Below are 10,728 nucleotides of genomic sequence, written 5' to 3'. Positions count from 1 at the left end.
CAAGGACATCAAGTCTGGCCGCCGCGCATCCCGGCGTGCTCGGCACCCGCGAGGCCGGGGACACCCCACTGCGCCGGGTCCGGCTCATCTCGCTCGGCTGCCGCGTCCACGGCACCGCACAGTCCCTGATCTCCGAGGTGTACTTCGCCCACCCCGGCGCGGGCACCGTCCTCGTCCTGCGCAAGACCTGGACGGCCCCCGAGGGCAAGGAGCTCTCCGCCCACCAGTTGGCCACCCGTCGTGTCCTCGCCACCCCGCTGGGTTCGCTGGCCACCGGGAGCCTGGTCAGTGAGAGCGTCCGGCGCACCCCGAGCCGCGCGCTGACCGTCGCCCGGGGCAGGCTCGGCACGACGACCATCACCCCGGTCGGCGCCGCCTGGGCGGAGCTTCCCGAACCGTTGCTCGTACGGGATCTGACCGCCCTGACCGCAGGCTGGGACGGCAGGCCGCCCCGGCTGATCCGGCCGCGGATCGAGGCGGAGGCGGTGCATGTCGTCGCGCTGTCGCAGGTGGAGAGCGTCGGGTACGACCCCGCCGAGCAGCGCCTCGAAGCCGTGGTGCGCGACGCCGCGGGGACCCGGGCGCTGGTGACATCGGAGTACCGCCCGGAATGCCCCGGTGCGCTGGACGCCCTGGCCCATGCTCTGGAGGGCGGCGTCACGCACATCAGCGGTTCGCTGCACCGGTCCGGCGGAGCCGTGCGGATCGATCCGATCGGGGTGCTCACCCCGGCGGGGACGGTGGTGCCCGATCTCGCCGCCGGTGACGGCTCCACGGCCCTGGCAGCGGTGGTGCGACGGCCCTCCGACCCGCTGACGGCAGTGCTGGACGAGGCGATATCCGCCATGTCGGCGGTGCCGCACAGCGGGCTGCGTCATCTGAACGTCCCGGCCCGCGCCCGTATCGACGCAGCGGCGACCGCGCTGTCCCGCACCGGTCTGACCCGTGCCGCGACGCTGCTGCGCGCCTTCGTCGCGGCACTGGACGACGGGACCATGCCGAACGAGGAGGCCCTCGCCGCCCGTTCCGGGGCGTGGCTGGACGCCCAGCTCCACCTCCTGGTCAGCAGCGAGCTCCGGTCCTCCGGAGCCGGGTCCGAGCCGGCCGGAAGACTCCAGTCCGTGCCCGGAAGGACCCTGGGCCGCTACGGGCGGTTCAGATAGGCGAGTTGGGGATGGACCTCGGTGTACGCGTCGACGAGGCGTCCGGCCACGGTCACCGAGTCGACCAGCGGGTGCAGTGCGAAGGCCTTCACGGCGGCGGTGCGGGAACCGGTCTCCGCCGCGTCCAGTACCGCGCGTTCGACGGCCTTGACCGCGGTGACCAGCCCGACGGCGTGGTACGGAAGCGGGTCGACAGCGACGGGATGGGCGCCGTTGGCGTCGACCAGGCACGGCACCTCGATGACGGCGTCCGCGTCGAGCGCCGAAAGCGTGGTGCGGTTGCGGACGTTGAGGATGAGCGAGGTCCGTTCGTTGCGGGCGACGGCCCGCATGAGGGCGAGCGCCACCTGCTCGTAGCCGCCGGACTCCAGATCGCTCTCGTCCCGCTCGCCGACCCCGGCGACCTCCCTGTTCTCCGACATGTAGGTGGCTTCGCGCTCGGCGCGGGTGCGGTCCCAGGCGGAGAGGGCGGGGGTGGTGGGGTCCTTCATCCGGGCGTAGAAGCCCTCCTGCTGCTCGCGGAGGAAGGCGCCGCGGGTCTGCTCGGCGTCCTGGTAGGCGCGGACAGCTTCCCGGTTGAAGTAGTAGTAGTGCAGGTATTCGTTGGGGATGGCACCCAGCGACCGCAGCCAGTCGGTGCCGAAGAGTCTGCCCTCCTCGAAGGAGCCGAGGAGCTCCGGGTCGGCGAGCAGCCTCGGGAGTTCGTCCCGGCCGTCGACGTACAGTCCGCGGACCCAGCCCAGATGGTTGAGCCCGACGTAGTCGATCCGGGCCCGGTCGGGGTCGGCGCCGAGCACCCGGGCGATGCGGCGGCCGAGACCCACCGGGGAGTCGCAGATGCCGATGACCCGGTCGCCCAGATAGCGGGACATGGCCTCGGTGACCAGGCCGGCCGGGTTGGTGAAGTTGATGACCCAGGCCTCGGGGGCTAGCCGCGCGATGCGCTGGGCGAGGTCGACGGCGACGGGCACGGTGCGCAGGCCGTACGCGATGCCGCCCGCGCCGACCGTCTCCTGGCCCAGTACGCCTTCGTCGAGGGCCACCCGTTCGTCGGCCGCCCGGCCTTCGAGGCCGCCGACGCGGATCGCCGAGAAGACGAAGTCGGCGCCGCGCAGCGCTTCGTCGAGCTCGGTGGTGGCGGTGACGGTGGGCGCGTCCGGGACGTCGGCGGCCTGTTCGGCGAGCACCCGGGCCACGGCGGTGAGCCGGTCGGCGTCGGTGTCGTAGAGGGTGACCGCCGATACGCGGCCTTCGGCGTGATCGGCGAGCAGTGCGCCGTACACCAGTGGAACCCGGAATCCGCCGCCGCCCAGAATTGTCAGCTTCACGCTTCCGCATGGTACGGGGGCGGGCCCGGTCCGGGGCCGAGCGACCCCGGGCGGTGGCGCTCACCCGGCCCGGCCGGGGACGGAGCCCGGCCCGGCCGTGGACCTGGGGGTCCGCGCCCACCGGGCCGGATGCCGGTGCCGCCTTCGCCCCGAGGGGCGTCGGGTCAGTTGCCGCTCCACCACCTCGAAACGGTCCGCCACAGCCGCACCGGGGCGGACTCGCCGCGTTGCTGCGGGATCCGGCCGACGGCGGACGGTCCGGACGCCGTACTCCCGGATTCGTCGACGGCCGTGGCCGTGGCCGTCGGACCCATCGGGGCGGCGGCCGGGGCGCGTCCGGGTGGGGGTGCGGTGTGCCGGACCGCCGACTGCACCTCCCAGTCCTGGCGCTGCGGGTTGGGCCTCCCCATGGACGGCGGCTCCTTGTCGTCCTGCGGCAGGCGTGCGGCGAAGTCCGCCGGAAGCTCCACCAGGTGCCGGCCCATGATGTTCCCGACCCAGCTCAGCTCGCTCTCCTCGACGGCGAGTTCGAGGTCGGGCAGTCGCATCAGCAGCGCGTCGACACCGACGTCCGCGATGGCTCGTCCGATGTCCTGGCCGGGGCATTCATGGGGGCCGCCGCTGAACGCGAGGTGGGCGCGGTTGCCCGCCATGTCGGCACTCAGATCGGGCCGGACCACCGGGTCGGTGTTGGCCGGTGCGATCCCGACGATCAATGCGTCGCCGGCCTTGATCTGCTTGCCGCCGAGCTCGGTGTCACCGACGGCCCAGCGGCCGAAGACCGCGGTGAACGGCGGCTCGTCCCACAGCGTCTGCTCCACCGCTTCGGGCACCGTCATATGACCACCGCTGAGCCTGGCCCGGAATCGCGGGTCGGTGAGCACCATGCGCAGGACGTTGGCGATCAGGTTGGCGGTCGCCTCGTAGGAGGCGATGAGGATCAGCCGGAGATGCTCGCTGACCTCCTGGTCGTTCAGCCCGGCGGGGTGCTCGACGAGCCAGGTGGCGAAGTCGTCCGCGGGTTCGCGCCGGCGGCGCTGGACGAGCCGGGTCAGCGCGTCGAGCACATAGGCGTTGCTCGCGACGGCGGTCGCCGTGCCCCGGGTCATGTCGCGGGCGGCCTGGACCATCCGGTCGTTGTACTCCTCGGGCATGCCGATGATCGCGCACATCACCATCATCGGCAGCCGTTCGGCGAACTGGCTGACCAGGTCGACACGGCCCTGCTGGCAGAAGTCGTTGACGAGCCGGTTGCTGTAGCGGTTGACGTGGCGGCGGACACCGCGGGTGTCGATCCGGCCCATGCTGTCGGTGACCGCGCCGCGCAGCCGCTCATGGGTCGCCCCGTCGGCGAAGACACACACCGGCTGCCAGGTGAAGATCGGGGCCAGCGGGTGGTCCGGGGCGACACTGCCGTCCTGCAGGGCCCGCCACCGCCGGGAGTCGCGGGAGAACTGCGAGGGGGTACGGGTCATGTGCAGGTTCTCGCTGTGGCCGAGGACCAGCCAGGCGGGCACGTCCCCGTGCAGCAGCACGGGGGCCACGGAGCCGTGTTCGGCGCGCAGCTTGTCGTAGAGCCCGTGGGGGTCCCGCTCGGCCTCCGGGCCGTAGAACCGGCGCAGTCCGCCGGGGCCGACGCCGAGGCCGTGGGCCGGGCACTCGGGGGGCGGAACCGGCCCCTGGGCCGCTCCGGGCTCGTAGTGGAATGGGGTTGTCACGATCGCTCCAGGGATCAGGATTCCGAGTACCGGAAGGATGGGGATGCGTGAGGGGGGTTGGTACCGCGGTCAGGCGAGCGGGAGGGCCAGGCTGTGCAGATAGCGCATCAGGGTCATCAGCACATCGCGGCTGGAGCCGCGCAGTCGGGCGTCGCAGTCGATCATCGGGACCTCCTCGGGGAGGTCCAGGGCGCTCCGCAGTGCCTCGATGGGGTGCTTCGGGGCGTCGGGGAAGGTGTTGATGGCGACGACGAACGGCACGCCGCGCTCCTCCAGCCTCCCGATGACGTCGAAGCTGACTTCGAGGCGCCGGGTGTCGATGAGGACCACCGCGCCGAGGGCGCCTTCGAACAGGCCGTTCCACAGGAACCAGAACCGTTCCTGGCCCGGGGTGCCGAACAGATAGAGGATCAGCTCCTCGCTGATGGAGATCCGGCCGAAGTCCATGGCGACGGTGGTGGCGGTCTTGCTCTCCACCCCGAAGTTGTCGTCCACGCCGACACCGGCCTGGGTCATGGTCTCCTCGGTGGTCAGCGGCCTGATCTCGCTGACGGCACCGACCATGGTCGTCTTGCCGACCCCGAACCCGCCGACGATCACGACCTTCACCGCGGCTGTCGCCGTGGTGGGAAGGACGTCCTCGCGCCGGGGGCCGGTGATCGTGTCAGAGCTTCTGAAGTCCATGCATCACCGCTTCGAGAAGGGACCTGTCCGGGAGAGTGGCGCGGACGATGGGCGCGCGCGATTCGATGAGCCCGGCAGCGAGGAGTTCGGTGAGGAGCGACGTCACCACGCTGAAGGGCAGACCGAGGTATGCCGAGATCTCGGCGACGGATAACGGTGCTTGACAGAGCCGCAGGATCACGGCCTGCTCGGGCTGGACCGTCGGCGTCGGCTGTGCCTGCGCGACGATCATCGTTACCAGGTCGAGCTCCGCCCGCTCGCCGCCGTCGAGATCGCCGGTGATCACATACAGCCGTTCCGGATCGCTCAGTGCCGGATCGGCCGTTCGGCGTTCTCGTCGGGGAGAGTTCATCCGGCCTGCCCGTCGTGGCGCGGCGGACTCGTCAGATGGGCACCGATCCTGACGACCATGTCACGCATCCGCGATCCGACGAGTCCCGCGTCGACCGTCTCACCGGCGAGCACCGCGAGGTACGCGCCCGTTCCGGCGGCCATCAGGTAGAAGAAACCGCCGGTGACTTCGATGACGACCAGTCGCATGAGCCCGTCGCTGTACGGGATTTCGGAGGCGACGGCGGCGGCCAGGCTCTGCAGTCCGGCGCAGGCCGCCGCGAGACGGTCGGCGACATCGGGGTCGCCGCCGTGCCGGGCGATGCGCAGACCGTCGGCGGAGAGCACCACGATCTGGTGGATGTCCGGTACGTCGTCGGCCAGTTCCTTGAGCATCCAGTCCATGTTTCCCCGCTGCTGGATCACTTCAGGTCTCCCTTGTCCCACGCATCGTCAGAGTCTTCGTCGGTCTTCGGGTCCTGCGGCACGCCGTTGACCGCATTGGTGAAGGCCTCCAGCCAGAGTCCGGGGGGCTGCTCCTTGCCGCCTGGGCCGCCGGGTCCATGGCCATTGGTGTGGCCGTTGCGCCGGCCCGCGGTCGGGTCGACGGGCTGGGCCGGGAGGTTGTGCGAGCCGAGCGGTGCCCGGCCGCGACTGCGGCGTTGCGGGAGCCCGCCCGCGGTCCACTCGGTCACCACGGGGACGTCGTCCTCCATGGCTGACGCGGGGAGGGCCGGCCGGGTGACGGGCGCGACCGGCCCGGTGGCGGGTCGCTGGGCCACGGGGGTACGGGGCTTGCGGCGGGCCGGCACGACGTGCTTCATGGCCTCCTGGTCGATGTCGCTGGTGGGCCTCGACGTGGCGCCGATGCCGTGGGCGATACCGGGAGCGGGTCCGGTGGTGATCATGGCGCGGGGCACGATGAGCACGGCACGGACACCGCCGTACGCGGACTGCCGCAGCGAGACCTGGAGGTCGTACATCCGCGCGAGCCGGCCTACGACGGCCATGCCGAGTCGCGGGGACTCGCCGAGGTCGTTCATGTTGGAGCCGGCCTGGGCCCGGGCGAGCATGTTCTCGGCCCGCGACCGGGCCTCCTCGCTGAGCGAGACGCCGCCGTCCTCGATCTCGATGGCGATGCCGGTCTGCACTTCGACGGCGGTGACGTGCACCCGGGTCTGCGGGGGCGAGTAGCGGGTGGCGTTGTCGAGGAGTTCGGCGCAGGCGTGGATGAGCGGCTCGACGGCGGTGCCGATGATGGCGACCTTGGCGATCGAGTGCAGATCGACGCGGGGGTATTCCAGGATCCGCGACATGGCGCCGCGCAGCACGCTGAACAGCGGTACGGGCTTGGGCCACTGGCGGCTGGGCCGGGCACCGCCGAGGACCGCGATGGAGTCGGCGAGCCGGCCGATCAGCGCGGTGCCGTGGTCGATGCGGAGCAGGTCGTCGAAGACGTCGGGGTTGCGCCCGTGGTGCTCCTCCATCTCGCGCAGTTCACTCGCCTGGCGGTGGACGATCGCCTGGACGCGCCGGGCGACGTTGACGAAGGCGCGTTGCGCGGAGTCACGCATCGCCTCTTCGTTGTCGATGATGTTCAGCACCGTGTAGACGAGGGTGCGCTGGGCGTCGGGCAGGTCGCGGTACAGCTCGTCCGCGTCGACGACGTCGCGGAGCACCTCCTCGGGCGAATTGCCCACGCGCAGCCGGTGGATGGCGGCGGGCAGGAGTTCCTTGCTGATCCGTACGGTCTCGTCGTCGTGGGTGGCGATGCGCCGCTCCAGGTCGGCGAAGCGCCGTTCGTACACCGCGCGCTGGGTACGCAGATCGCGCGCCCGGCGGGCGAGTTGGACGCTCAGCGCGGCGACCACGACGGTGGCGACGGCACCGCACCAGACGACTGGTATCCGCGCGGCCGTGGAAGCCAGTGCCCCCGCGGCGGCGGTGGCGCCGCCCATCAGGAGCACGGGCAGCAACACGGCACGAGCGACGGGGGTTTCTCGGTCGATCGGCGGTGATTCAACACGAACCATCTAAGACCTCTGGCGGTTGATTCGGGAGGTATGCACGCTTGCAGGACAGTCAGGAACAAGCGCTCGAATTCATATCAACTCGGCTTCACTGCGCGTGAGCTTAGTCAGATCGAATCAGTGCTTCGGCACATTCACCCAACCCCCTGCGCGAGCGCGCCGGCGGTAATACACTCACGAGTTTTTGCACGCACCGCCGTCACGCGTGCACAAGGAGTAACTTCCGGCTTGATCCGGCGAGAGGGCGAGTCGTTCGTACCGGAGAACGGGACGGTGTCCGAGTCGATCGAGCCGCCGATTCAGGCCGACCCATCCAACAATTACGGTGTAAGCAGCAGAAGTTGAGCGCTGCGACCCGGTCGATCTCCTCACACTGTCCCGGAGCACGGGACAGACGTACATGTGATCGAAGCGGATCGAAAGGAGCACAGTCATGACGCATGGGCGGGTGGACTGCCCGGTCACCGAACTGACACCGGAACCGGAAGGGAACGGACACACCATGGGGCCGAATCGCAGCTACACCATCGAATCGCTGGACACCGGCCTCCGGCTGATGCAGCTCTTCCTCACCCATGACGCCCTCACCGTCTCCGAGGCCGCCGAGCTGCTCTCCGTGGGCCGGTCCACCGCGCACCGGGTCCTCAGCACCCTGGAGGGGCGCGGCTTCGCGATCCGGGACTTCTCCGGCCGCGGGTACTCGGCCGGTCCGGAGCTGGTCCGGCTCGGCCGCCCGGCGGGATTCGGCCCGGCCGACCGCGAACGGCTGGGCGCGGTACTGGAGGACGCGGCGCGGCGCACCGGCGAGACAGTGCAGAGCACGGCGCTGATCGGCGACCGGATCATCGTCACCGACGGCCGCGAGTCCTCGCATCCGGTGCGGGTGATGCCGGAAGTCGGCGGTACGCACCCCGCCCACGCCTCGTCGGGCGGCAAGATGCTGCTCTCCCGGATGACGACGGAACAGATCTGCGCCCTCTACCCGCGGGAGGGGCTGCCCGCGACCACGTCGGGCACCGTCACCGCGCGCTCCGCGCTGCTCGCCGAGCTGGCGGAGATCCGCTACCGCGGGTACGCGCTCAGCCGCGGGGAGTCGGTCCGGGGCATGCACACCGTGGCCGTGCCGCTGGCGGGAACGAGCTGGCGCGACCGGCTCGCCCTGATGGCCTCGGCACCCGCCGACCGCGGCGACGACGCGGCGCTCGTTTGCCGCGCCGAGCAACTCCGCACGTCCGCTGCACTGTTGGGCACGGTCTGAGTGTTCGTGGCCGTGCCGCCACGGGTGAGCACACGCCGGAGCAGACCGCCCGAGCACGCCGGTCCGCTCCGGCGGCCTGCTTCCGCGTCCGCTTCCGGGGTCCCCACGCCCGGAGTTCGATGCTGTGTGCGTCCACCGGGGCGGCGATCCGGGCGAAACCCGTCCGCGGGCTGCGGGGTGGACTCCCGGCCCGCGCCGTCGGCGATCTGGACATCGATCTCGGGACCGTAGAACGCGGCCTCTCCCTCGGCCGCCTCGTAGGGCACTCCCGAGCGGTCGAGGACTTCGGTCAGCAGTGCGGTGGACCGCTGCCACGTCCCGGGGTCGTCGACGTACTTGCCGCCCGGCGGGAGAGCCGGTAGCGGGCCACGCTGACGCCGGCCCCCGGTACGCCCCGCCGATCAGCTCCGGAGCGGCCCGCGCCTCCTCGGCCACCTGGTCCGGGGGCCAGAAGATGTGCGCGTCGTTCAGCTGGATGGGCCGCACACGGGTCGGTCCGCCGAGCACTCCGGAGAGCTCGGAGCGGTACATGCCGCCCAGCTCGGCCATGCGCAGCGGCAGTTCGCGGTAGCTGTGCGAGCGGGAGCGGCAGATGACCGCGTGGTGCGGGCACAGGCGCGGCCGCAGCACCACCTGTTCCCCGCCCGGGTCCATCGGCGGGAACATGTCGTCGCTGTAGTGCGCGCGGGACACTCTCCGGCGTCGCCGTCATGGCAGCGCGCTTCATGCGGTGGACGCCGGCAGCGGTGTGCCGGCATCCGCGCGGCTCGTTTTCCGGCGACCGGCACTGAACCACGGGCCTCGCACCGCCCTGCCCGTGGTTCAGCGCCGGGCGCCGCCGATGCGCCCCTCCAACTGCACCAGCAGTTCACTGAGCTGGGCGCTGAGCGCGGTACGCGACTGCTCGTCGAGACCGGACAGCACCGAGCGTTCGTACGCGAGCTGCCGGGGCAGCAGCATGTCCACCAGTTCGCGGCCCTCCTCGGTGAGGCGGATGTGGTTGACCCTGCGGTCGCGGTCATCGCCGCGGCGGTCGAGGAGACCGCGTTCCTGAAGGACCCGCAGGCGCTTGGTGACAGCGGCGCCGGACGAGAACGTCTCCCTGGCCAGCTCTCCGGGGGTGAGTTCGCGGTCGGTACGGCGTACCGCACCGAGCAGGTCGAACTCGGCGCGGGTCAGGCCCGCGGCGCGCAGCGGGGCGTCCTCCGCCTGCTGGAGCAGGGCCGCGCAGCGGTTGATGCGGCCGATGAGTTCCATCGGTCCGGTGTCCAGTTCCGGGTTGACGGCCTGCCACTGCCGTACCACCGAGGCGACGATGTCGTCGGTCACACCGCTCCGTTCTCCGGGGCGCGGGCGGTCGGCCCCCGCCGTGTTGCTGTAGCGGCGAGCGTACGGTGTCCGGCCTGCTCAGCCGCGAGGACCTGCTCCTGGGGCAGCGCGCGCTGCCACCATTCGCCCGCCGCCGCGTCGTCCGCCTCGCGCAGTTCGACGAGCGTTCCGGTCAGCCTGCGGCGGGCGGCGTCGAGCGCGGCGGGGGTGGCCCGCGGGGCGGCCAGCGTGTGTACGGCGTGGGCGCGGGCGAGGTCGGTGGCGGCCAGTGCCTTCTCCAGGCGTCCGGCGGCCCGGCGGTTGGTCACCAGCATGGCGGCGAGCAAGCCCGCGCCTGCGCCGATGACAGTGTCCAGGACCCGGTCGCCGATGAGTTCACCGGCCGGGTGGGTGCCGCCGAATTCCAGGACCAGCAGTGCCATCGGGGTGACGGCGACGGAGCCGAGCCAGTAGTTGCGGGTGATCAGGGCCTCGGCCGCGAAGCCGAAGAACAGGCAGAAGCCGATGAGGGCCAGCGGTCCGGTGCGGCTGACGGGGAGGACCGCGGCGAAGACGAGGACGCCGAGCAGATTGCCCAGGGTGCGCTGGAGGGCCCGGTTCCAGGACAGTGTCACATTGGCCTGGAACAGGGAGGCGGCGGTGACGATCGCCCAGTAGGGACGGCCGACGCCGACCGCCTGGGAGGCGTAGCCGGCCAGGGCGCAGCCGACGAGCGCGCGGGCGCCGATGGGCAGCAGCGGTGAGCCCGGGGCGAGGCTGCGCAGCAGCGCTCGGCGGGCGTCGCGACGGCTGCCCTCGTGCCGGGCGGCCCGTTCGGCGTCGATGCCGAACAGTTCCTCGGACGTGCCCGGGGCGGGCGGCGGAGTGGGGACGGGGCCGCGGGCGCGG

General features: G+C 71.6%; 9 protein-coding genes and 2 pseudogenes. 2 read left to right on the top strand and 9 right to left on the bottom strand.

The genetic code is table 11. From position 1 onward, the window contains the following. Positions 1–1,163, top strand: a pseudogene (locus tag ABZY11_RS38935) (hypothetical protein); the annotation flags it as partial. Here ABZY11_RS38935 and ABZY11_RS38930 read toward each other — a convergent pair. The 6 genes from ABZY11_RS38930 to ABZY11_RS38905 all read right to left on the bottom strand — a co-directional run bounded on the left by ABZY11_RS38930 (position 1,145) and on the right by ABZY11_RS38905 (position 7,256). Then, positions 1,145–2,491 carry a 6-phospho-beta-glucosidase gene (locus ABZY11_RS38930; protein WP_356483698.1) on the bottom strand — a complete coding sequence of 449 codons (1,347 nt, stop codon included), beginning with the start codon at positions 2,489–2,491 and terminating at the stop codon, positions 1,145–1,147. The pseudogene ABZY11_RS38935 and the gene ABZY11_RS38930 overlap by 19 nt on opposite strands. A gap of 164 nt (positions 2,492–2,655) precedes the next feature. Further along, a complete protein-coding gene (locus ABZY11_RS38925; RefSeq protein WP_356483697.1) occupies positions 2,656–4,209 on the bottom strand; it encodes a cytochrome P450 in 1,554 nt (517 codons plus the stop codon). 69 nt (positions 4,210–4,278) lie between these two features. Then, positions 4,279–4,893: an ATP/GTP-binding protein gene (locus ABZY11_RS38920; RefSeq protein WP_356483696.1), complete on the bottom strand. Its 615-nt coding sequence runs from the start codon at positions 4,891–4,893 to the stop codon at positions 4,279–4,281. Then, positions 4,874–5,245, bottom strand: coding sequence for a DUF742 domain-containing protein (locus tag ABZY11_RS38915; RefSeq protein ID WP_356483695.1), 372 nt, complete (start codon positions 5,243–5,245; stop codon positions 4,874–4,876). Before ABZY11_RS38915 ends, ABZY11_RS38920 begins: the two co-directional genes overlap by 20 nt. Further along, positions 5,242–5,649 (bottom strand): roadblock/LC7 domain-containing protein, encoded by a 408-nt coding sequence (locus ABZY11_RS38910; RefSeq protein WP_093896207.1) that lies wholly within the window; start codon positions 5,647–5,649, stop codon positions 5,242–5,244. Before ABZY11_RS38910 ends, ABZY11_RS38915 begins: the two co-directional genes overlap by 4 nt. After that, complete coding sequence (locus ABZY11_RS38905; protein ID WP_356483694.1) at positions 5,646–7,256, bottom strand: ATP-binding protein; 1,611 nt, start codon at positions 7,254–7,256, stop codon at positions 5,646–5,648. The genes ABZY11_RS38910 and ABZY11_RS38905 overlap by 4 nt, the downstream gene beginning before the upstream one ends. A 430-nt stretch (positions 7,257–7,686) precedes the next feature. On the opposite strand from ABZY11_RS38905, the gene ABZY11_RS38900 reads away from it, so the two are divergent. Then, on the top strand, positions 7,687–8,511 hold the full coding sequence (locus ABZY11_RS38900) for an IclR family transcriptional regulator (protein ID WP_356483693.1): 825 nt from the start codon (positions 7,687–7,689) through the stop codon (positions 8,509–8,511). Between the two features lie 176 nt (positions 8,512–8,687). Here ABZY11_RS38900 and ABZY11_RS38895 read toward each other — a convergent pair. The 3 genes and pseudogenes from ABZY11_RS38895 to ABZY11_RS38885 form a co-directional block, all read right to left on the bottom strand. Beyond that, positions 8,688–9,195: pseudogene (locus tag ABZY11_RS38895) on the bottom strand (aminoacyl--tRNA ligase-related protein); the annotation flags it as partial. A gap of 138 nt (positions 9,196–9,333) precedes the next feature. Beyond that, on the bottom strand, positions 9,334–9,840 hold the full coding sequence (locus ABZY11_RS38890) for a MarR family transcriptional regulator (protein WP_356483692.1): 507 nt from the start codon (positions 9,838–9,840) through the stop codon (positions 9,334–9,336). Beyond that, on the bottom strand, positions 9,837–10,728 hold an 892-nt coding region (locus ABZY11_RS38885), incomplete at its 5' end, for an FUSC family protein (protein WP_356483691.1). The genes ABZY11_RS38885 and ABZY11_RS38890, both read right to left, overlap by 4 nt.

The organism is Streptomyces sp. NPDC006510 (genome assembly GCF_040611955.1).
Classification (GTDB): domain Bacteria; phylum Actinomycetota; class Actinomycetes; order Streptomycetales; family Streptomycetaceae; genus Streptomyces.
The sequence above is the reverse complement of the archived record's forward strand: the minus strand, read 5'-3'. Positions and strand labels throughout refer to the sequence as shown.

Bases quoted from the DNA above. Each gene is read 5' to 3' on its own strand.
- ABZY11_RS38915 (WP_356483695.1), bottom strand. From the start codon at position 5,245: ATGAACTCTCCCCGACGAGAACGCCGAACGGCCGATCCGGCACTGAGC.
- ABZY11_RS38905 (WP_356483694.1), bottom strand. From the start codon at position 7,256: ATGGTTCGTGTTGAATCACCGCCGATCGACCGAGAAACCCCCGTCGCT.
- ABZY11_RS38920 (WP_356483696.1), bottom strand. From the start codon at position 4,893: ATGGACTTCAGAAGCTCTGACACGATCACCGGCCCCCGGCGCGAGGAC.
- ABZY11_RS38900 (WP_356483693.1), top strand. From the start codon at position 7,687: ATGACGCATGGGCGGGTGGACTGCCCGGTCACCGAACTGACACCGGAA.